This window comes from Klebsiella sp. 141203, assembly GCF_032601985.1.
Classification (GTDB): domain Bacteria; phylum Pseudomonadota; class Gammaproteobacteria; order Enterobacterales; family Enterobacteriaceae; genus Klebsiella; species Klebsiella aerogenes.
This window is the reverse complement of record NZ_JAQIRL010000006.1, coordinates 128,206-148,169: the sequence shown is the minus strand read 5'-3', so window position 1 is coordinate 148,169 and position 19,964 is coordinate 128,206. Positions and strand designations below refer to the sequence as shown.

The window sequence follows — 19,964 nt, the reverse complement described above, 5'->3', positions numbered from 1 at the left end:
TAGAAGTGCGCGGCCATTATGCGTCAGATTTGTGACAGATTTATGAAAAAATGACCGTCTGATGAATGCGGATTTTGAATGATGACACGCACTTAACGCATCCTGTCTCGCCGTAATAGGGCAAAAGGAATACGGGCGGCAGGATCAACGTTATAATGGCCGCCTGGCTTTTATCGCAACGGAATTATTATGCGCATCCTTCATACCTCCGACTGGCATCTCGGCCAGAACTTCTACAGCAAAAGCCGCGCGGACGAACACGCCGCCTTTCTCGACTGGCTGCTGGAACGCGCGCAGGAACACGAGGTGGATGCCATTATCGTCGCCGGCGATATTTTTGATACCGGCTCTCCGCCGAGCTACGCCCGCGAACTGTATAACCGTTTTGTCGTTCAGCTGCAGCAAACCGGCTGCCAGTTGGTGGTGCTGGCGGGCAATCACGATTCGGTGGCGACGTTAAACGAGTCGCGCGAAATTCTCGCCTTTCTGAAAACCACCGTGGTCGCTAACGCCGGCCACGCGCCCTTTATCTTACCGCGGCGCGACGGCACGCCCGGCGCGGTCTTCTGCCCGGTGCCGTTTTTGCGCCCGCGCGAACTGGTGGTCAGCCAGGCTGGCCACTCCAGCGGTGAAAAACAGCAGCAGTTACTGACCGCCATCAGCGACTATTATCAGCAGCAATATCAGCAGGCCTGCGATCTGCGCGGCGAACGCGTATTACCGATCATTGCCAGCGGCCACCTGACCACCGTCGGCGCCAGCAAAAGCGAAGCGGTCCGTGAAATCTATATCGGCACCCTCGACGCCTTCCCGGCCAACCGCTTCCCGCCCGCCGATTACATCGCGCTCGGCCATATTCATCGCGCCCAGGTGGTTGGCGGCTGCGAGCATATTCGCTACAGCGGTTCGCCGCTGCCGCTGAGCTTTGATGAAACCGGAAAAAGCAAAAGCGTTAATCTGGTCTCGTTCAGCGAAGGCAAGCTCAGCGAGGTGACGCCGCTGCCGGTGCCGATCACCCAGCCGCTGGCGGTATTGAAAGGTGATTTCGCCAGCATCAGCGAACAGCTTCAGCAGTGGCAGGATAGCGCGCAGCAGCCGCCGGTCTGGCTGGATATCGAAATCACCAGCGATGAATACCTGCACGATATCCAAAGAAAAATTCAGCAGCAGACCGAATCGCTGCCGGTGGAAGTGCTGCTGGTGCGCCGCAGTCGCGCCCAGCGTGAACGCATTCTGGCCGGCGTTCAGCGAGAAACGCTGAGCGAACTGCAGGTGGAAGAGGTGTTTGCCCGCCGCCTGGCGCTGGAAACCCTTGATGCTCCGCAGCAACAGCGGCTGGAGCAACTGTTTACGGAAACGCTGCATAGCCTGAACGGTGAGGAACACCTGTGAAAATCCTGAGCCTACGCCTGAAAAACCTCAACTCGCTGAAGGGCGAATGGAAAATCGACTTTACCGCAGAACCATTCGCCAGCAATGGGTTATTCGCGATTACCGGGCCGACCGGCGCCGGGAAAACCACCCTGTTAGATGCCATCTGCCTCGCGCTGTACCACGAAACGCCGCGCCTGAGCAGCGTATCGCAATCGCAAAACGATCTGATGACCCGCGACACCGCCGAGTGCCTGGCGGAGGTTGAATTTGAGGTACGGGGCACCGCCTATCGCGCCTTCTGGAGTCAGAACCGCGCCCGCAACCAGCCGGATGGCAATCTGCAGGCGCCGCGCGTTGAGCTGGCGCGCTGCGACGACGGTAAAATTCTTGCCGACAAGGTCAAAGACAAACTGGAGCTGACGGCATCGATCACCGGCCTCGACTATGGGCGCTTTACCCGTTCAATGCTGCTTTCGCAGGGGCAATTCGCCGCTTTCCTCAATGCCAAACCGAAAGAGCGCGCCGAGCTGCTGGAAGAGCTCACCGGAACGGAAATTTACGGGCAAATTTCCGCGCAGGTCTTTGAAAAACATAAACTAGCCCGCATTGAGCTGGAAAAGCTGCAGGCGCAGGCTTCCGGCGTCGTACTGTTAAATGATGAGCAAGAGCAGGCACTACAACAAAGTTTGCAAGTACTTACTGCTGAAGAACAACAGCAGCTTGCCGAACAAACCCGTCAGCAAAATGGCCTACAGTGGCTGCGCCGCCGTCAGGAGCTAAACGCGGAAGCCACCCAGGCGCAGGCCGCTTTACAGCAGGCGTTACTGGCGCAGGAAGCCGCCGCGCCGCAGCTGGCTGCGCTCCAAGCCGCGCAGCCGGCAGAGCAACTGCGCCCAATATGGTCGCGGCTCCAGGAACACAGTACCGCGCTGGCGCAAACCCGCCGTCAGGTTGAGGAAGTAAATACTCGCTTACAGGACAGCCTGCGCCGTCGCGCCGGGATCCGCCAGGCTGCCCAACAACGGCTGGCTCAACTTGAAACCAGCCAGCAATCGTTGAATGAGTGGCTTAAAGCGCACGAGCGATTCCAGCAGTGGAGCACGGCGCTGGCGGGCTGGAAAGCCACCTTCCAGCAGCTTAACCGCGACGCTCAGCAACAGTTGACGCTACAACAGCGCCTGCAGGATGCCAGCCGCAAGCTCGGCGAATTGCCGGCCACCGCGCTAACCCTCGATGCGCAGCAGGTCAGCCGCGAGCTGGCACAGCATGCCGCCGCCCGCCCGCTGCGCCAACGGCTCTCAACCCTCCATCGCCAGCTGCAACCGCTGTACCTGCGTTTGCAGCAGCTGCAGAGCGCGGAAAACGCATCGCAGCAGGAAAAAGAGAAGCTTGAAGCCGCGCTACAACAGCGGCGTCAGGCTTGGAAGGAAAAAAACCAACAATTCAGCGATGTAAAAGCCATCTGCGAACTGGAAGCGCGTATCGCCGGGCTGGAAGCCGAGCGCGCCCGCCTGCAGCCAGGCGCGCCTTGTCCACTGTGCGGTTCCGAGCATCATCCGGCGGTCGCGGAATACCAGGCGCTGGTGCCCGGCATCAACCAAACTCGCCGCGACGCGCTGGAGCGTGAAGTGCGACAGCTGGCGGAAGAAGGCGCGCAGCTGCGCGGCCAGCTTGAAGCGCAGCTTAAACAACAGCAAAAAGACGCTGACGAGAAAACATCGCTTCTGCAGCAGGAGCAAGCGCTCACCTCTCAATGGCAAGACACCCTCGCGGAATTGGCGATTGCGCTGACGCCGCAGGATGATATTGCCGGTTGGCTTGATAGCCAACAGCAGCATGAACAGCAGCTGTATCAGCATCAACAACGTCTGGCCTGGCAGGCGCAACAGCAGGAGAGCCAGCAGCAGCTGCAGCAGTTACAGCAGGATCTCGAACAACGCCGTAGCGCGCTGCATGCAGAGCTTGCTGTGTATTCGCTGGAACTGCCGCCTGCCGCGGAGGCTGACGGCTGGCTGGCCCAGCGTGAAGCCGAAACCCGCGGCTGGCAGGCGAAACAAAATGAAGCCGCCGCCCTGCAGGAACAGCGCCAGCAATTAACGCCGCTGCTGGAAACCCTGCCTGAGTCAACGGAAACCGCGGATCCCGCGCCGCTGGAGGGCTGGCGGCAGGTGCACGATGATTGCCTGGCGCTACAGAGTCAGTGGCAAACGCTGAGCCAGCAGGAAAGCCAGCAGCAGGCGCTGGTGAAGGAAAGCGAAAAGCAGTTTACCGCCGCGCTGGCCGCCAGCCCGTTTGTCGATCGGGCTGCATTTCTTGCCGCTCTGCTTGACGAGGCAACCCGCCAGCGGCTGGAACAACTCAAGCAGACGCTGGAAAAAGACGTTCAGCACAATCAAACGCTGGCCCTGCGGGCGCAGACGTCGCTTGAACGCCATCAGCAACAGCCGCCCGGCGATATTGATATTAACCAGCCGCTGGAGCAGCTAGAGAATAGGCTGGAGCAACTGGCACGCCAGTTGCGGGAAAACAGCGCCCGTCAGGGGGAGATCCGCCAGCAGTTGAAGCAAAACAGCGATAACCAACAGCGCCAGCAATCATTACGTCAGCAGATGGAACAAGCCGCGCAGCAGGTCGAAGACTGGGCCTGGCTGAATGCGCTCATCGGTTCAAAAGAAGGCGATAAGTTCCGTAAATTCGCCCAGGGGCTGACGCTGGATAATCTGGTGTGGCTGGCTAACCAGCAGCTCAACCGCCTGCATGGCCGCTATTTGTTGCAACGTAAAGCCAGCGAGGCGTTAGAGCTGGAAGTGGTGGACACCTGGCAGGCCGACGCGGTGCGCGATACCCGCACGCTTTCCGGCGGCGAAAGCTTCCTTGTGAGCCTCGCGCTGGCGCTGGCGCTATCTGACCTGGTGAGCCATAAGACGCGGATTGATTCGCTATTCCTTGATGAAGGATTCGGCACCCTGGATAGCGAAACGCTGGATACCGCGCTGGATGCGCTCGACGCGCTTAACGCCAGCGGCAAAGTTATCGGCGTGATTAGCCACGTCGAGGCGATGAAAGAGCGTATCCCGGTGCAGATTAAAGTGAAAAAAATAAACGGTCTGGGATACAGTCGGTTGGAGAAAGCGTTTGCGGTAGAGTGAAGTCTTCCCCTCTCCCACTGGGGAGAGGGAATGAGATCATAGCGGCCACAGCCATGCCGCGCCGCGTACGCCGCTGGAATCGCCGTGCATCGCCTGGCGAATCGGCGTCTCGCATTCTCCGCCGAATACCCACTGCTTCACCAGCCCCGGTACCGTTTGATACAGGCGTTCGACATTGCTCATCCCGCCGCCTAACACAATGACATCCGGGTCGAGGATATTCACCACATGCGCCAGCGATTTCGCCAGCCGCTGCTCGTAGCGGCTAAGCGCCAGTTCGGCCTTTTCGTCACCGTCACCCACCAGGCGCATAATCTCGCTGCCGGTTAACGGTTTTCCGCTCAGCCGCTGATAGTCGGTAGCGAAGCCGGTGCCGGAAATAAAGGTTTCAATACACCCCTGCTTGCCGCAGTAACAAGGGACCTGTTGGCGGTAGATCAGCTCATCTTCATCCATCCACGGCAGCGGGTTGTGTCCCCATTCGCCGGCAGTGCCATTGCCGCCGATATGCGCGCGCCCGTTCAACGCCACCCCCGCGCCGCAGCCGGTACCGATAATGACCGCAAACACGGTTTGCGCCCCCGCGGCCGCGCCATCAACTGCTTCCGAAACCGCCAGGCAGTTAGCATCGTTGGCAAGCCGGACCTCACGATTGAGGCGCTGGCTGAGGTCTTTATCGAAGGGTTGTCCGTTCAGCCAGGTCGAGTTGGCGTTTTTCACCACCCCGCTATACGGCGAAATCGAGCCGGGGATGCCCATACCGACAGTGCCGCGCTGCCCGGTCGCCTGCTCGGCCATCTCCACCAGCGAGGCAATGGTCTCGATGGTCTGGCGATAATCCTCCCGCGGGGTTGGCAAGCGGTGGCGAAATAACTGCTGGCCCTGCTCACTCAGGGCGATGACTTCTGTTTTTGTTCCACCTAAATCAATACCAATACGCACAGTCTGCTCCTCACCCCGATTAACAATGCAAGCATAGCGACAATTCGCTATCATGCCCGCCTGATTTAACGACAAAGCCGTGGAAATTATCATGCTGTGGTTCAAAAATTTAATGGTTTACCGTCTGAGCCGCGATATCGAATTGCGTGCCGAAGAGATGGAAAAACAGCTGGCCGAGCTGACATTTACCCCTTGTGGCAGCCAGGATATGGCGAAAACCGGTTGGGTATCGCCGATGGGATCGCAAAGCGACGCGCTGACGCATACGGCAAACGGCCAGATCGTTATCTGCGCCCGTAAAGAAGAAAAGATCCTGCCGTCGCCGGTGATCAAACAGGCGCTGGAAGCGAAGATCCTCAAGCTCGAAGCCGATCAGGGCCGCAAGCTGAAGAAAACGGAAAAAGATTCGCTGAAAGATGAAGTTCTGCACTCGCTGCTGCCGCGCGCCTTTAGCCGCTTCAGCCAAACGATGATGTGGATCGATACCGTCAACGGCCTGATCATGGTGGACTGCGCCAGCGCGAAGAAAGCGGAAGATACGCTGGCGCTGCTGCGTAAAACGCTGGGCTCGCTGCCGGTGGTGCCGCTGACGCTGGAAAACCCGATCGAGCTGACGCTGACCGAATGGGTGCGCTCCGGTAGCGTGGCTCAGGGCTTCCAGCTGCTTGACGAAGCCGAATTGAAAGCGATGCTGGAAGATGGTGGCGTGATCCGCGCGAAGAAACAGGATCTGGTGAGTGATGAGATCGCCGTACATATCGAAGCGGGTAAAGTGGTCACCAAACTGGCGCTCGACTGGCAGCAGCGTATCCAGTTTGTGATCTGCGACGACGCATCGATTAAACGTCTGAAGTTCTGCGACGAATTACGTGACCAGAATGAAGATATTGACCGCGAAGATTTTGCGCAGCGTTTTGACGCCGACTTTATTTTAATGACCGGCGAGCTGGCGGCATTGATTCAAAATCTGGTGGAAGGCCTGGGCGGCGAAGCCCAACGCTAATGCGTCACCTTCCTGCCGGGCCCGGAAAGTGGACGCGGCAGGAAGGCGCTTAAATTACAGATAACGGCACAGGTAGGAAGTTGGTTCAGCCACCTGCAGGTGGAATTCGCTATTACCCGGCACGTTAAACACTTCGCCTGCCGCATAAACTTTCCATTCCGTTTCCCCAGGCAACAGTACGTTCAGTGCGCCGCTGACCACGGTCATCTCTTCCGGCTGGGCGGTGCCAAAGGCGTATTCACCCTCTTCCATCACCCCAACGCTGGCGCGGCCGGTACTGCTGCTGGTGAAGCCGATAGATTTCACTTTCCCTGAAAAATACTCATTGCTTTGAAGCATAAACAAGACCTTATCATCGTTGGTTGAAGCTTCAATATAGGGGGCGCTCCTTGCCCCTGTCACGTAAAATTAATCGATAACGTCGGGTTAAACTAATAGTTCTGCCGCCAGTCGCGAAACCAGCACATTTGACAATAATACCGGGACATCCAGCGCCTTTTGTAATACGTCGCGGTGATGCTGATGATAGCCAAGACAGTCGAGCACCAGTACATCCGCCCCCTGTTCGACTAAACCTCTTCCTGCATCCAGCAAATCGCTATCGCTGCCGCCCATCGGATTCGCCAGCGCATAGTAAGGCGTATTTTCTAAAGTGAGCCACTTTTGTCGCTGCAGGGGCAGGACTTCTTCAACGGGTACAATCACGCCCACCTGATGGCCATCGACAATCGATGCCACCAGCGGCGGAATAATCCGTTCAGGCTCAAGAAGGATAGCGTTGTGCGTCGCCAGGCCGCTCAACTGCTCGGAACTGAGAAGAAGAATGACATCATATTCCTGCCGATCCAGCATCTCGATAACGCAGCGCAGATCGCGCTCCACCTTTTGGCGGGAGACTTCCACCAGTTGGTTGTCATTGAGTAAGGTCAGCAGCCCCTGGTCGCCGGATTCCACGGCATAATCTTCCATAACGTCTTCACGCGTCATTTTACCTAACAGGCTAATATGGGTGATCTGCTCTTCCCTGATATGTTCGGTTAACAGCGGCAAAACTTCCGCCACCGGCGCTACGCCAATGGTCAAAATTGCCATCGTTGCACTCATATCATGTACCTTTTCACTACCACTGCTTCAACACAGGCTTTTCACACACGACATCCGCCCCCCTGGTGAGTAAAAATCAACCGTCGAGAAGCGTAGCAGCTCAGCGGCGCTGCGGAATGTAAAGATTCCAGAAGCTTCAGAGTCGCTCCTGAAAAATCCGTGTGTTAGGTATTCATTAGTACCATTGATGAATTAAAAATGTGAGCTGAGCCCGGTATTGCCATCTTCATGGCACAAACCGGGCCGGGGGATTAGGTTTTTTCGGGATCTTCGTAGCGCCGTTTAGCGTCTAACGCTTCCTGCTCGGAGGGATGTTCGCTGATCAGCGAATCGGGTGTCGGGTAATCAGCACGCAGCTGATACCAGGTGACCGTCTGACCCGCGGCGCCTTTTTCGACGGCGACAACGCGTGCTTGTCTCGGATAAGGGGGTCTGTTTGGCATTGTTCTTCCTTTTTCGGCTGTCAGAACAATTAAGTATAGGCTCCGCTTTCCCCCCTGACCCAGGTAAAATCCTAACTTACCGTCACATCGCACAGCATGGTCATAATCTGTTCAACCACCGCATCCGGCGTCGCGGTGGCGTCTACGGTATGATGGGCGGTTTCGCGGTACAGGGCTTCCCGCTGCGCCAACACTTCGCCGACTTCCTCGCGGACGGGCTTACCGGTCAGCGTTGGACGCTGTTCCGACTGTGGGTATGCTTCCAGACGCTCAATCAAGGCGTTAACAGAAGCCTGCAGATAAATCACAATGCCTTTTTCACGCATAAACAGACGATTGCGTTCAGCAAGAATAATCCCTCCGCCGGTCGCAATCACCGTATCCGGCAGCGTAACGGCCTTCAGCGACAGCGTCTCCAGTTCACGAAAGCGCTCCCAGCCCTCTTTCTGCACGATTTCCGCTACCGTGCGTTTCTCATGAGCCTGTAAACGATGATCGGTATCGGAAAACTGGAAATGCAGCGCGCGCGCCAGGGCATGGCCGATCGTCGTTTTACCGCAGCCTCGCGGCCCGATGAGAAAAATTGGTTGTGTCATTACCGAAGACCCCCTGGTTCCGCGTGTCGCGGAGAAATAAAGGCGAAAAGTACGCCATGATACCTGCAAATGCCTGCCACGATAACCGTAAAATAATCGTTACATTTTTTAGGGAACCCTATTTACCATAGAGTTTGAATGGATTCCGCATGTAAACTTATCATTGCATTTAGTGTTATGCCAGCTTTACTTAAAGTCGAAGGATTATTTTTTATCCATCGTTTGCCGTAAACGGTAACACATTTCTGCACAGCTTTACGCTGCAACATATTTACAACACCGGCCGACCGTCGCACTCTGACGGTAAATGACCCGTGTGACAGAGGAATGTATCATGCAATCTGAAGAACAACGCCTTATTGATGGCCTGTTTTCCCGTTTAAAAGAGGCCGAGACGCACAGCGCATCGCGCGACGCCAGCGCCGAGGAGCGGATTGCCCAGCACGTAACCCAGCAGCCGGCGGCCCCGTACTATATGGCGCAAACTATCCTGATTCAGGAAGCGGCTATCAAACAGCTTAACGACCGCATTCAGGCGCTGGAGGCGCAGGTTAGCCAGCTGCAGGCGGCAAAACCGAGCAGCGGCGGCTTCCTGTCGGGCCTGTTCGGCGGCGGCCAGTCCCGCGGCTCCGATCCGATTCCCGGGGCCGAGCAATATGGCCGCCCGCAGGCCAATAACGCGCAACCGCAGTATGCGCCGCAGCAAAACTATGCCCCGCAGGCGGCCGGGCGCAGCGGCGGCGGCTTTATGGCGGGCGCGCTACAAACCGCGGCCGGGGTGGCAGGCGGCGTGGTGCTGGGCAATATGCTGACCAATATGTTCAGTGGTTCACACCCGCAGGAGATCGTGAACATCATCGATGAACAGCAGCCGCAGCAGCAACAAGACGTCAGCCCGGCGCTGGATAATAACGCCGCCGAGGATCCGTTCCGCCAGCAGGACGATCCTTTCCTGGCGGATAACAACACCCTTGACTCCGATTTCGACGCCGGCTTCGGCAATGACGATGATTTCGGTAGCGATGACGACAGCTGGGTTTAATCCTGCTGACGTTTAACCGCAAGCAGCCACTTTTCCAGCTCGGCGGCAAATAACTGCCGATCGCGCTGCGATAAACTATCCGGGCCGCCGGTCTGTACGCCGCTGGCCCGCATCGTCTCCATAAAATCACGCATCGTCAGGCGCTCGCGAATGGTCGCTTCACTGTAGCGCTCGCCCCGCGGATTCAGCGCCGCTCCCCCTTTCGCCAGCACTTCCGCCGCCAGCGGGATGTCGGCGGTGATCACCAAATCGCCCGGTTCACAGAGACGGACAATCTCGTTATCGGCAACATCAAAACCCTGTGCCACCCGCAGCGCGCGGACGTAGCGCGACGGCGGAACCCGCAGCGACTGGTTGGCGACCAGCGTCAACGGCGTCTGCGTGCGTTCGGCGGCGCGGAACAAAATTTCTTTAATGACATTCGGACACGCGTCCGCATCTACCCAAATCGCCATTTCGGCTCCTGTCGTTGGCAAAGGTTGCGACATTGTCGCCTGCTTTTCTCCCCCAGAAAAGCGCCAGGATGATAAGCTAGTGGGATCGTAACGAAAAATGCAGAGGGGAAAGGTAATGGATAAGAAAATTGGCTTTATCGGCTGCGGCAACATGGGTAAAGCCATTCTCGGCGGCCTGATCGCCAGCGGACAAGTGCAACCGGCGCAAATCTGGGTCTATACCCCATCGCCGGACAAAGTTGCCGCCCTGCATGACCAATACGGTATTAATGCGGCGGAAAGCGCACAGGAAGTCGCTCAGGTCGCCGATATCGTCTTCGGCGCGGTGAAGCCGGGGATCATGACCAAGGTATTAAGCGATATCGCATCCAGTCTGAACAAAGATTCGCTGGTGGTTTCGATAGCCGCAGGCGTCACGCTGGATCAGCTGGCTCGGGCGCTGGGCCACGATCGCAAAATTATTCGCGCCATGCCGAACACGCCGTCGCTGGTGAACGCCGGGATGACCTCCGTAACGCCAAACGCGCTGGTCAGCGCGGAAGAGATCGCCGAGGTGTTAACCATTTTCCGCTGCTTCGGCCAGGCGGAAACCATCGCCGAACCGATGATTCACCCGGTGGTTGGCGTCAGCGGTTCCGCGCCGGCTTACGTCTTTATGTTTATCGAAGCCATGGCCGATGCCGCCGTTCTCGGCGGTATGCCGCGCGCGCAGGCCTACAAATTCGCCGCGCAGGCGGTGATGGGGTCAGCGAAGATGGTACTGGAAAGCGGCGAACATCCGGGTGCGCTGAAAGATATGGTCTGCTCGCCGGGTGGCACCACCATTGAAGCGGTTCGCGTACTGGAAGAGAAAGGTTTCCGTTCAGCCGTTATCGAAGCAATGGCAAAATGTATGGAAAAATCAGAGCAACTGAGCCGTTCCTGATAAGCCTTAAAGAGACTACGGGTGAGGCGCCGCCCCACCCGTCATCTTATTTCTTCAGGCAGGTACTCATAAACTTATTACGATCGTCACCCTTCAGCGATTTCGACGACGCTTCTTTGCTACAAGCGCTCATCTTCTGCTGTTGAGGCGTCAGCGTCTTGCCGGCCGCTGGCGCATCTTTCTTCAGGCAATTGCTCATAAAAGCTTTACGTTCATCACCCTTCAGCGACTTTGACGCCGCTTCGGTATTACATACGCTCATTTTCTGCTGCTGAGGCGTTAACGTTTTATCTGCGGCACTTACCGCGGCAACAAAGACCAAACCAAAAAGTAGGGTTACCAGAAATGTTATTTTCATCACACCATCCCTCTGTTAGTGGATCTCTGTAAGTCTGGTCGCTATCAGCAAAAAAACCAGCCGGTAACGTAAATTCGTTACCGGCCGCGGGTTATTTCAGACCCAGCGCGTCTTTCATGGTGTAAAACAGATCGGTCTGGTCGGTGAGCCCCACCACGTTGCCCGCATGCGGTCCGTATGCGGCAATGCGCAGTTGGGTACCGGTGTGCTCCATTGACTCTTCTTCAGAGTTGCCATAGCTCATCACCATTACCGCGCCATCTTTAGTAGTCAGCGCCTGGGTCAGGCCCGGCGCTTTCGTGTCTGCCGGGATAATCTGGCTGGAGTGGGCGTGATCGGCGGTGACGATAACCAGGGTATTGCCCTCTTTTTTGGCAAATTCCAGCGCTTTCTGTACCGCTTCATCGAGGTCAACGGTTTCGCCAATCTGGCCGCAAGGGTTTGCGGCATGGTCCTGTTTATCGATAGACGCCCCTTCAACCTGCAGGAAGAATCCCTTTTCATTGTGGCTCAGGAGGTCAATCGCTTTTTCAGTCATCTGCGCCAGCGTCGGTACGGAAGCATCGCGTTTCGGGTTTGGCGTACAGGTTACCGGCGGCTTGTCGATATTGCCGTGATAAGAGGCTTTCGGGCCTTCCCACCGCACCGGCATATTGCCGTCGGAGAACAGACCGAGCAGCGGTTTACCCTGATTAGCTTCGCTGATAGCGGCGAGAGAGGCGGCGTCGGTCACAATCTGATAGCCGCGAGCGACCGCCTGCTCATGCAGGGTTTTCCCCTGCCACTCCCCCGCGGTCGCCGTTTCAGCAAAGGTCTTCGCCCCGCCGCCTAAAGAGACATCCGGACGGGCATTCAGCAGTTGTTCGGTGATAGAGCCCTTACCGCCTTTTTCCAGCGCGTTGCTGGCGCATTTTTCGCTGGTCACGCTGGGACCATAGCATTTACGCGAGGTCACATGGGCAACCTGCGCCGCCGGCGTCGCATCCTGCAGTTCAGCCGTCGAGACATTGCCGGTGGCAAAACCCGCGGCTTTCGCCAGCTCAAGGATGGTCTGATGATCTTTTTCGTGGATATCAACGCCCAGCGCGCCGTTATAGCTTTTCACGCCGGTGGTCCACGCGGTTGCCGAAGCGGCGGAATCCGTCACGTAATCCGGTTTGCCGGTTTTTTTATCCAGAGAATAATGGGTATATTGGCCCGTCAGCGGCAGGGCATCAATACCTTTAAAGAAACCGCCGGCGCCTTCGGCATAATTTCGTGCGGCGGTAATTTCTGAATCGCCCATACCATCGCCAATGAGCAAAATAATATTTTTCGCCGGTTTATTGATTAACGAAGCGCGCAGCGCTTCGGTCTGATCGCCCGTTAAACGGCGCGCGCCGCCTGGGGTCGTGATATCGCCCTGCGCCGCGCGATTTTCCAACACCGGCGAAGAAGTGGTTTGCGCATGAATAACCGGGGGAGCCAGCAGCGGTAACAGGGCAATAAAGAGGGCAGATAATTTCACTTTGTCGTCTCCATGTAAAAAATACTTAAAAAACAAAACGAGGGAGACTTTATAAAAGTGGTGTGACAGAAAAATGACAGCATCCTTACTGGTCACATGATTAGTTACGAGGATGCCGGAGCAGCTTTTTTATATATTGCTGCAGAAGCTGGGTGTCACGGTCGTCCACCAGCGGCCCGGGCTTTACCTGCTCCATTGCGGTTTCGATATCCTGAATCAAACGTTGCTGCGCATCCTCAGCCATATGGCGCAGCAGCGCGGTGACGACAATTTCCAGCGCCTCAACCTGTACCGTCAGTTCTTTTGCCTCTTCTTCTTTTTGCGCCAGATTGACCAACAGCTCGGCAATGAGATTTTTCATTACGCATTATCCTTAAGCAACATCCATAATGGCCTAGTTATGTCATACATCGGCATATCGATACCAGAATTATTTTCAAATAATAGGGTTATTCCTGCAATAATATTCAGCGAAACGTTTTTATTACCGCCAGGCAACAAAGGCAAAGCCCCTATTATTAATAGCCAAAAGATAATTCTATAACCAAATTTAATAGTAAATAATAAAATGGAATATGCGTCGCACTATTTAAGGATAACTAAAGGTAATGGTTAATAGCTATATCAGCTGATTAATATAAGGCGCCCTTATGAGCGCCCAATATTTTTATTTAAACGGCCGCGCGGCGGCTACGGCGTAACATAATCGCCAGTTGCCAGATATTAATCAGGACAATCAACGCAGTGGCAATAAACACCCAGCGGAAACCTGCCATTGCCGAGACCGAAGCGCCAATGAGCGGCCCGGCGACATTACCCAGATACATAAATGACTGGTTATAACCGAAAATACGCCCGGTGACGTTATCGCTGCAGTATTTCAAGAGCAGCGTCTGGACCGCCGGTAGCATCGCTCCGTCGGCAAAGCCCAGCAGGAAGCGCAATACTCCGAGCTGCAGCGGCGAGGTCACGAACGACATTGCGAAGAACATCACCACCGCGCAGCATAACGTCGCCAGCAGAATACGCGACGTCCCGATGCGATCGCCGAGTTTTCCCAGCCGAGGTGCGGAAATCAACGCCGAAATGCCCGGTACGGCGGCAATCATCCCCGCCAGAAACGCGATATTGTTGCTGTCTGGCGCCATCGACTTGATAAATAACGCCAGAATCGGCCCGATAGAGCCGTTACACAACTGGATAACCAAGGTTGTGAAAAACAGGCTAATTACCAACCCCGGATGCGTTAGCGTAGCAAAGACCGCTTTGCCGCTCAGACGCTCGGCTTTGCTTATTTGCGGCCGGGCGCCTTCTTTAATCAGAAATAACGTCACAAGGAAGCTGACCGTCAGTAAAATCGCGGTAATGAAAAACACCGCCCGCAGGCCGACGTGGTCGGCAAGAAAACCGCCGAGCAGCGGGCCGCCGATCACGCCACTTATCTGCGCTGTCGAGAGGGTACTCAGCGCCCAACCGCTGCGTTCACGCGGCACCTGCGAGGCCACCAGCGCCATGGCGTTGGGTATATAGCCTGAGGTCAGCCCCATTACCGCCCGCAAAATAAATAGCTGCCAAACGTTGGTCGCAAAAGCCTGCAGTAAAATGGCTATCGCCATGCCAAGGGAGGCGCGCAGCAGCATGAGTTTGCGCCCTTTGCGGTCTGCCAGGCTCCCCCACATCGGCGAGACAATCGCCGACACCAGGAACGTGACGCTAAAGGTCAAGCCCGACCACATCGACAGCGCTTCGTGTGAGGTAACGCCCAACTGAGAGACATACAGCGGTAAGAAGGGCAGAATTTGACTGATGGCGAGTCCGGTGAAAAAGCAGCCGAACCAGACAGAAATGAGATTAACCTTCCAGGATTCCATAACTACGCGTATTCATTAGTGTTTCGTTAATTATTATCTAGCTTAGCAATTTCCGTCTTCGCACGTAGTACCAGAGATGCGCATGCCGCGAGTTTGGTGTTTTATCGCCCTGACCGCGGAGTAGACAAACATAATCGAAGATAACCGCATTTTCGTCAGTGCGATGTGCTGACGCACACCGGCGCATAGCGGCGAATGCGCAGCATTTAACCCTCTGCGGCAAAGGGTAAAGATTCAGGCAGCCATCTCGCTAAAACACATGCTATGTTATGTGTTTTGATGTAATCAGGATGGAAGTTGAAATGGCTAAAATGAGGGTTGGGATCGTTTTTGGCGGTAAGTCGGCAGAACATGAAGTGTCGCTGCAGTCAGCCAAAAATATCGTCGAAGCAATTGATAAAACGCGCTTTGATGTTGTGCTGCTGGGAATCGATAAACAGGGGCTTTGGCATATCAACGATGCCAGCAACTATCTGCTGAACCCGCAGGATCCCGCCCATATCGCGCTGCGCCCATCGGACGTGACGCTGGCGCAAATTCCCGGTCGCGATGCCCATCAGTTGATCAACGCCGATAGCGGCCAGCCGCTGGCGGCCATCGACGTCATCTTCCCGATTGTTCACGGCACCCTTGGCGAAGATGGCTCGCTGCAGGGGATGCTGCGGATGGCGAATTTGCCGTTCGTCGGATCCGATGTGCTGGGCTCCGCCGCCTGCATGGATAAAGACGTCACTAAACGCCTGCTACGCGATGCCGGTCTGTCGATTGCGCCGTTCATCACCCTGACTCGCGCCAACCGCCAGCAGTTCAGCTTTGCCGATATCAAAGCGAAGCTGGGGCTACCGCTGTTTGTGAAGCCCGCGAACCAGGGTTCTTCCGTCGGCGTCAGCAAAGTGAAGAGCGAAGAAGAGTATCTGCAGGCCATCGCGTTAGCCTTTGAATTCGACCATAAAGTGGTGGTTGAACAAGGGATTAAGGGCCGTGAAATCGAATGTGCCGTGCTGGGCAATGATTATCCCGAGGCCAGCACCTGCGGGGAGATCGTACTCAATAGCGAATTCTATGCCTACGATACCAAGTATATTGATGATAAAGGCGCGCAGGTGGTGGTTCCGGCAGCCATCGCCCCGGAGATCAACGACAAAATCCGCGATATCGCCGTCCGCGCTTACCAAACGCTCGGCTGCAGCGGAATGGCCCGCGTGGACGTCTTCCTGACGGAAGATGACGAGGTGGTGATCAACGAAATCAACACGCTACCGGGCTTTACCAACATCAGTATGTATCCGAAGCTGTGGCAGGCCAGCGGTCTGGATTACACCAGCCTGATAAGCCGCCTGATCGAGCTGGCGCTGGAGCGCCACGCTGCCGACCGCGCGCTGAAAACCTCAATGAACTAAGCCTCTTTCCCGGGTAGCGGCGTACCGCCTTACCCGGGCTACCACGTCGTTATTACGCCTCTTCTGCCGGACGGCGGCGAATAACAAATCCCGCCAGCCAAAAGCTCACGACCCACGTCGCCAGACCAACGGCATAAGATTGCCAGCCCTGCGCGTCAAACCCCAACAGCCCTACCACGCCATTGAGAATAAAAATTAACCCCAGCGCAAACGCGTAGTAGTGCCAGTCACGGCGGATTTTGTCGGTCAGCTTCATAACGACTCCTGCAGAAAAAAAACATCATCGCATAGCCGCCCGCCGCGCCAACAAGATTGTTCGCACAATGCGAAGCCGCTCTCCCTTTTGGGGCAATGCGGGCCCGCCGACAGTTTTGTCAAAACAGGATTATTCCTGGCAGAAATTACCAGCAATCTGATACAGGGAAACGACCGGCGCTGCCAGAATTCCTGTCTATAGAGCTGGAGGAAAAACCAGCGGAACAGGTGTTGCGGAGGTTTATATGGCTGAATTTACGTTTTCAAAGACGCTGATGGGGAGCAACAAAAAGAAGGTATCGATCACCAGCGGTAACATTGCCTACGCGCTTTTTGTTCTGCTGTGCATCTGGGCCGGCGCGCAAATGTTGAGCATGCTGGTACACGCGCCAGGCGTATTCGAACATCTCATTCAGATTCAGGATACCAACCGCCCGCGTATTGAGATTGGGCTCGGCGTCGGTACCCTGTTCGGTTTAATTCCATTCCTGTTTGGTAGCCTGCTGGTCGGCGCGCTGGGGCTTATCCTGCGCTGGTACCATAACCGTTAACGACGCGCCATACAGCTGGCGCGGCGATCGTCGACCCGCTTAGCAAACCACGCGGTAGTAAGATTGCGGGTGATTTTCGGGCTCTCAAGCTGGATCCCTGGCAACATCTCGCGCGGAAGCGTTTTCCCGGCCTTTTTCTCGGCGATTTTGAATATTTTCTTATACAAATCGCTCTCTTCAAACGCCAGGCTGTCACCCTTCTTCAGTTGACGATGGATATCGCTATCGCTCATCCCCAACTGCCCGGCTAAACGGCGCACCGCCAGCTCAGTCGTTCCGGGTTCATCGCTGTCATAACGAATAAGATCGCCATCCAGCGCCAGCTTAACGCCGGTGGCTTTAACCACCGCATTCTGGAAGGCGGCATTACGGCTGGCATACCAACCGGCATTGAAATCAGCAAAGCGGTACAGCGGCACACTGTAGTTAGCCGGGTAGTTCAGCAGATGATAGGTGCCGAACCACAACCCGCCACGTAGACTGAAAACCTCCTGGCGCACGGTGCCGTCCATTTTCCACGGATAACCATCGGTGTGCTGCTGGGCAAAGGCGATGCTTACCTGCATCGGCCCGCCGGTATGCACCGGATTGAGGGAGCCGAACAGCTTCTGGCCCATCGGCACCATGCCAATGAAGTCATCAAAAATCGCGCTCAGCTGTTTTTCCGTTTTGACGTTATCGAGGCGCTCGCTGTAACTTTTACCGTTCGGCGAGGTGATTTTCAGCGCGGTATGCACCAGAAATACCGGGATATGCATTTTCTCCGCCCGGCGGTCAATTTCCTGCCAGGCTATTTTGCTTAGCCCCGGCACCGCCGGATCGGCCTGATAATTTGATTCCTGCTGGGCGACCGCCAGCACCGAACAGACATTTTCTTCCGTCGGCGCCAGCTTCTGGCTGTCAAAGGTTTTGGCAATCGCCTGCGCCCAGGCCTCGCGGTCTTTGACGCTAGCGGGCATTTTTTGCCGCACCACGGCGGCGACATCCACCGGCTTCTCGCCTTCTTTCAACTTAGGCGCCTGCTGGCTGGTACAGGCGCTCAGCACCAACCCGGCCAGCAGCGTTAAAGAGAGTGAAACACTGCGAGAAACCTGCGCCATAAACCTTCCTTGCATTCATTAATTAACGGTTGAAGAGACTTCCTGCAGCCCTTTGTTATCCAGTTCGCGCTCAAAGCTGCGCAGACGTTTATAGATGGACATCAGTTCCACCAGCGTGGTCCACGAACTAATCAGATACTGGAACGAGCCGCGTACCTGGCCGAACACGTTGGTGATCTGGGTCATCAGGCCGAGCGTAATCGTACCGGCGACAATCGACGGAAACAGCAGGAACAAGCCGAAAACGTTATCCACCTGCAGGTAAAGAATACGGGCGATATTGAAATACATATAGTGGAAATAGAGACGGAAGTAGTTGTGGCGCACCGCGCTGAACAGCTCGCGCACGGTCGGCGGCGTGGCGCGGTTGGCGTCGTCCTCGCCATACACCAGCTCTTTACGATAGGCGGCTTCTACGCGCTGGTTTTTAAATTGCAGGCCCGGCAGCTTGATCCCGACCACCGCCAGCAGCCCGGTTCCCATTAGCGACCACACGATAGCGGCGATCACAAGTCCATACGGTAAATGACCAACGATCGGCAGGTCCGGCACATGCGCCGACAGCGAAACTAGCACCGGCAGGAAGGCGATCAGGGTCATTACCGCATTAATAAAGCTTACGCCCATATCTTCAAGCGTCGCGGCGAAGCGCATGGTGTCTTCCTGCACACGCTGAGCGGCACCTTCGATATGGCGCAGATGCTGCCAGTGCTCCATATAGTGTTCGTTCATCGCGGTACGCCAGCGGAACACATAGTGGCTGACGAAGAAGTTATTCAGCACGCCAATCACCACCGCAATCAGCGCGATACCGAGAAAAATACCAATCTCGTGGTAGAACTGATTGATGCTGACCTTATGGGGCGTGGCCAGCGCGCTCTGAATCAAATCATAGAACGGCGCATACCAGGCGTTGATCGCCACCCCAACTTCCACCAAAAACCAGGTGACAAAAATAATCAACGAGGTGCCGAGAATCGACCAGTATTGCCAGCGATGCGGGCTATAGATAAACCAGAACAGCGCGAAGGCGCCGACGCAGAACAGGTAATACGCGTAAAACACCAGATAGTTGAGCGACCAGAACCGCGCCGCGCTGATGGCGACATCCTGCGATGCGCCGGTTATCCGCAGCAGCCAGTCGCCGCCGCCCGCCTGCCAAAAGATCACCGCCAGCAGCGACCAGATAAAGGCAGAAATAAAAAACGGCCCCGGTTTGGGGAAAAAAGCTTTAAACATCGTACTCTCCTGCTAACTTCTTATCGTTCTGTTTTTGCTGTGTACCACACGTACGCCCGCCGCAACGCGCGGCGGCGAAGTAAAGCGGACCCATGATGAGACCGGATATCAGCGACTTAGTTCGTCTGCCATTCGGCAAGAATTGTTTCTACGGGTTTCACGCGTAAAGGATTACCAGGGAGGATGAAGGTCCGCCACACCTCGTTATAGTGAGCGATCAGCGTTTTGGCTTCAGCGGCGGCGCGGTTAGCGGTGGTATGGGCATCTTCGGCGATGGTGATGGCATAGCCGCGGCTGGCGCCGTTTTTGATGGTGGTATCGACGCAATAATCGGTCGCGCAGCCGCAAATAACAAAATCGTGAGTTCCGCTCTCGCGCAGCACCTGTTCAAGATCGGTTTTATAAAATGCATCACAGGCCGTTTTGGTGACGTAGCGCGCCCCGGCGGGTTGCGCCAGTTCAGGCAGCAGCGCAAACCCCTCGCTTCCCTCTTCCAGGCCGCCCGCTTCAGCGTGCTGAATGAAAATAACGCTATCGGCGGCGTGAATCAGGCGATTGATTTGCGCCACGCAGCGTTCGCGATCGATACGCGGCGTCTCGAATACGCCGTTTTGCATATCCACTACCATCAGAACCCGTTGAGATGCCAT

At 56.0% G+C, this 19,964-nt stretch carries 21 protein-coding genes; 7 read left to right on the top strand and 14 right to left on the bottom strand.

Going from position 1 to position 19,964, the window contains the following annotated elements; translation table 11 throughout:
- The first annotated feature begins 189 nt into the window (after positions 1 to 189).
- Entirely contained in the window at positions 190 to 1,392 is a 1,203-nt protein-coding gene (gene sbcD, locus PGR29_RS21480; protein ID WP_316425278.1) for an exonuclease subunit SbcD, read from the top strand.
- Positions 1,389 to 4,523 carry an exonuclease subunit SbcC gene (gene sbcC, locus PGR29_RS21475; RefSeq protein ID WP_316425277.1) on the top strand — a complete coding sequence of 1,045 codons (3,135 nt, stop codon included), beginning with the start codon at positions 1,389 to 1,391 and terminating at the stop codon, positions 4,521 to 4,523. The genes sbcD and sbcC overlap by 4 nt, the downstream gene beginning before the upstream one ends.
- 36 nt (positions 4,524 to 4,559) lie before the next feature.
- Here the strand turns inward: sbcC and mak are convergent, their stop codons facing one another.
- Positions 4,560 to 5,465: a fructokinase gene (gene mak / locus PGR29_RS21470; RefSeq protein ID WP_087860416.1), complete on the bottom strand. Its 906-nt coding sequence runs from the start codon at positions 5,463 to 5,465 to the stop codon at positions 4,560 to 4,562.
- 91 nt (positions 5,466 to 5,556) lie between these two features.
- Here mak and rdgC point away from each other — a divergent pair, with 91 nt between their 5' ends.
- Positions 5,557 to 6,468, top strand: coding sequence for a recombination-associated protein RdgC (gene rdgC / locus PGR29_RS21465; protein WP_316425276.1), 912 nt, complete (start codon positions 5,557 to 5,559; stop codon positions 6,466 to 6,468).
- A 54-nt stretch (positions 6,469 to 6,522) separates the two neighbouring features.
- Here the strand turns inward: rdgC and ppnP are convergent, their stop codons facing one another.
- The 4 genes from ppnP to aroL all read right to left on the bottom strand — a co-directional run bounded on the left by ppnP (position 6,523) and on the right by aroL (position 8,611).
- Positions 6,523 to 6,807, bottom strand: a complete 285-nt coding sequence (ppnP, locus tag PGR29_RS21460) for a pyrimidine/purine nucleoside phosphorylase (RefSeq protein WP_047044546.1) — start codon at positions 6,805 to 6,807, stop codon at positions 6,523 to 6,525.
- 87 nt (positions 6,808 to 6,894) lie between these two features.
- Positions 6,895 to 7,572: an AroM family protein gene (locus PGR29_RS21455; RefSeq protein ID WP_015704547.1), complete on the bottom strand. Its 678-nt coding sequence runs from the start codon at positions 7,570 to 7,572 to the stop codon at positions 6,895 to 6,897.
- 251 nt (positions 7,573 to 7,823) lie between these two features.
- The gene (locus PGR29_RS21450; protein ID WP_015368019.1) at positions 7,824 to 8,015 is read right to left on the bottom strand and encodes a YaiA family protein; all 192 of its coding nucleotides are present in this window, start codon (positions 8,013 to 8,015) and stop codon (positions 7,824 to 7,826) included.
- 71 nt (positions 8,016 to 8,086) lie between these two features.
- Positions 8,087 to 8,611, bottom strand: coding sequence for a shikimate kinase AroL (gene aroL, locus PGR29_RS21445; protein WP_316425275.1), 525 nt, complete (start codon positions 8,609 to 8,611; stop codon positions 8,087 to 8,089).
- Positions 8,612 to 8,945: 334 nt separating this feature from the next.
- Between aroL and PGR29_RS21440 the strand changes: the two genes are divergently transcribed.
- Entirely contained in the window at positions 8,946 to 9,653 is a 708-nt protein-coding gene (locus tag PGR29_RS21440; RefSeq protein ID WP_047078667.1) for a DUF2076 domain-containing protein, read from the top strand.
- Here the strand turns inward: PGR29_RS21440 and PGR29_RS21435 are convergent.
- Positions 9,650 to 10,108, bottom strand: coding sequence for a YaiI/YqxD family protein (locus PGR29_RS21435; protein WP_015368022.1), 459 nt, complete (start codon positions 10,106 to 10,108; stop codon positions 9,650 to 9,652). The two genes, PGR29_RS21440 and PGR29_RS21435, sit on opposite strands and share 4 nt — an antisense overlap.
- A gap of 115 nt (positions 10,109 to 10,223) precedes the next feature.
- Between PGR29_RS21435 and proC the strand changes: the two genes are divergently transcribed.
- Positions 10,224 to 11,033: a pyrroline-5-carboxylate reductase gene (proC, locus tag PGR29_RS21430; RefSeq protein ID WP_015368023.1), complete on the top strand. Its 810-nt coding sequence runs from the start codon at positions 10,224 to 10,226 to the stop codon at positions 11,031 to 11,033.
- A 46-nt stretch (positions 11,034 to 11,079) separates the two neighbouring features.
- Here proC and PGR29_RS21425 read toward each other — a convergent pair whose 3' ends face one another.
- The 4 genes from PGR29_RS21425 to PGR29_RS21410 all read right to left on the bottom strand — a co-directional run bounded on the left by PGR29_RS21425 (position 11,080) and on the right by PGR29_RS21410 (position 14,769).
- Positions 11,080 to 11,391, bottom strand: coding sequence for a PsiF family protein (locus tag PGR29_RS21425; RefSeq protein ID WP_047078668.1), 312 nt, complete (start codon positions 11,389 to 11,391; stop codon positions 11,080 to 11,082).
- Between the two features lie 91 nt (positions 11,392 to 11,482).
- A complete protein-coding gene (phoA, locus tag PGR29_RS21420; protein ID WP_213794274.1) occupies positions 11,483 to 12,898 on the bottom strand; it encodes an alkaline phosphatase in 1,416 nt (471 codons plus the stop codon).
- A 100-nt stretch (positions 12,899 to 12,998) separates the two neighbouring features.
- Positions 12,999 to 13,259, bottom strand: a complete 261-nt coding sequence (iraP, locus tag PGR29_RS21415) for an anti-adapter protein IraP (RefSeq protein ID WP_015368026.1) — start codon at positions 13,257 to 13,259, stop codon at positions 12,999 to 13,001.
- A gap of 310 nt (positions 13,260 to 13,569) precedes the next feature.
- Positions 13,570 to 14,769 carry a multidrug efflux MFS transporter gene (locus PGR29_RS21410; protein WP_087860419.1) on the bottom strand — a complete coding sequence of 400 codons (1,200 nt, stop codon included), beginning with the start codon at positions 14,767 to 14,769 and terminating at the stop codon, positions 13,570 to 13,572.
- 302 nt (positions 14,770 to 15,071) lie between these two features.
- On the opposite strand from PGR29_RS21410, the gene ddlA reads away from it, so the two are divergent.
- Complete coding sequence (gene ddlA, locus PGR29_RS21405; protein ID WP_308958594.1) at positions 15,072 to 16,169, top strand: D-alanine--D-alanine ligase; 1,098 nt, start codon at positions 15,072 to 15,074, stop codon at positions 16,167 to 16,169.
- A 52-nt stretch (positions 16,170 to 16,221) separates the two neighbouring features.
- Here ddlA and PGR29_RS21400 read toward each other — a convergent pair whose 3' ends face one another.
- The gene (locus tag PGR29_RS21400; protein WP_015368030.1) at positions 16,222 to 16,425 is read right to left on the bottom strand and encodes a DUF2754 family protein; all 204 of its coding nucleotides are present in this window, start codon (positions 16,423 to 16,425) and stop codon (positions 16,222 to 16,224) included.
- A 244-nt stretch (positions 16,426 to 16,669) separates the two neighbouring features.
- Between PGR29_RS21400 and PGR29_RS21395 the strand changes: the two genes are divergently transcribed.
- A complete protein-coding gene (locus tag PGR29_RS21395; RefSeq protein WP_015704540.1) occupies positions 16,670 to 16,975 on the top strand; it encodes a DUF2755 family protein in 306 nt (101 codons plus the stop codon).
- Here PGR29_RS21395 and PGR29_RS21390 read toward each other — a convergent pair.
- From PGR29_RS21390 to PGR29_RS21380, 3 genes are all read right to left on the bottom strand, one after another.
- Positions 16,972 to 18,075 carry a DUF1615 domain-containing protein gene (locus PGR29_RS21390; RefSeq protein WP_308958593.1) on the bottom strand — a complete coding sequence of 368 codons (1,104 nt, stop codon included), beginning with the start codon at positions 18,073 to 18,075 and terminating at the stop codon, positions 16,972 to 16,974. The two genes, PGR29_RS21395 and PGR29_RS21390, sit on opposite strands and share 4 nt — an antisense overlap.
- An 18-nt stretch (positions 18,076 to 18,093) precedes the next feature.
- A complete protein-coding gene (sbmA, locus tag PGR29_RS21385) occupies positions 18,094 to 19,314 on the bottom strand; it encodes a peptide antibiotic transporter SbmA (protein ID WP_046884025.1) in 1,221 nt (406 codons plus the stop codon).
- Between the two features lie 116 nt (positions 19,315 to 19,430).
- Positions 19,431 to 19,943 carry an isochorismatase family protein gene (locus PGR29_RS21380; RefSeq protein WP_183269041.1) on the bottom strand — a complete coding sequence of 171 codons (513 nt, stop codon included), beginning with the start codon at positions 19,941 to 19,943 and terminating at the stop codon, positions 19,431 to 19,433.
- Positions 19,944 to 19,964 lie beyond the last annotated feature (21 nt).

Excerpts from the sequence above, each read along its gene's own strand:
- sbcD (WP_316425278.1), top strand. The coding sequence starts at position 190 with ATGCGCATCCTTCATACCTCCGACTGGCATCTCGGCCAGAACTTCTAC.
- rdgC (WP_316425276.1), top strand. The coding sequence starts at position 5,557 with ATGCTGTGGTTCAAAAATTTAATGGTTTACCGTCTGAGCCGCGATATC.
- ppnP (WP_047044546.1), bottom strand. The coding sequence starts at position 6,807 with ATGCTTCAAAGCAATGAGTATTTTTCAGGGAAAGTGAAATCTATCGGC.
- PGR29_RS21455 (WP_015704547.1), bottom strand. The coding sequence starts at position 7,572 with ATGAGTGCAACGATGGCAATTTTGACCATTGGCGTAGCGCCGGTGGCG.
- PGR29_RS21450 (WP_015368019.1), bottom strand. The coding sequence starts at position 8,015 with ATGCCAAACAGACCCCCTTATCCGAGACAAGCACGCGTTGTCGCCGTC.
- aroL (WP_316425275.1), bottom strand. The coding sequence starts at position 8,611 with ATGACACAACCAATTTTTCTCATCGGGCCGCGAGGCTGCGGTAAAACG.
- PGR29_RS21440 (WP_047078667.1), top strand. The coding sequence starts at position 8,946 with ATGCAATCTGAAGAACAACGCCTTATTGATGGCCTGTTTTCCCGTTTA.
- PGR29_RS21435 (WP_015368022.1), bottom strand. The coding sequence starts at position 10,108 with ATGGCGATTTGGGTAGATGCGGACGCGTGTCCGAATGTCATTAAAGAA.
- proC (WP_015368023.1), top strand. The coding sequence starts at position 10,224 with ATGGATAAGAAAATTGGCTTTATCGGCTGCGGCAACATGGGTAAAGCC.
- PGR29_RS21425 (WP_047078668.1), bottom strand. The coding sequence starts at position 11,391 with ATGAAAATAACATTTCTGGTAACCCTACTTTTTGGTTTGGTCTTTGTT.
- iraP (WP_015368026.1), bottom strand. The coding sequence starts at position 13,259 with ATGAAAAATCTCATTGCCGAGCTGTTGGTCAATCTGGCGCAAAAAGAA.
- PGR29_RS21410 (WP_087860419.1), bottom strand. The coding sequence starts at position 14,769 with ATGGAATCCTGGAAGGTTAATCTCATTTCTGTCTGGTTCGGCTGCTTT.
- ddlA (WP_308958594.1), top strand. The coding sequence starts at position 15,072 with ATGGCTAAAATGAGGGTTGGGATCGTTTTTGGCGGTAAGTCGGCAGAA.
- PGR29_RS21400 (WP_015368030.1), bottom strand. The coding sequence starts at position 16,425 with ATGAAGCTGACCGACAAAATCCGCCGTGACTGGCACTACTACGCGTTT.
- PGR29_RS21395 (WP_015704540.1), top strand. The coding sequence starts at position 16,670 with ATGGCTGAATTTACGTTTTCAAAGACGCTGATGGGGAGCAACAAAAAG.
- PGR29_RS21390 (WP_308958593.1), bottom strand. The coding sequence starts at position 18,075 with ATGGCGCAGGTTTCTCGCAGTGTTTCACTCTCTTTAACGCTGCTGGCC.
- sbmA (WP_046884025.1), bottom strand. The coding sequence starts at position 19,314 with ATGTTTAAAGCTTTTTTCCCCAAACCGGGGCCGTTTTTTATTTCTGCC.
- PGR29_RS21380 (WP_183269041.1), bottom strand. The coding sequence starts at position 19,943 with ATGGTAGTGGATATGCAAAACGGCGTATTCGAGACGCCGCGTATCGAT.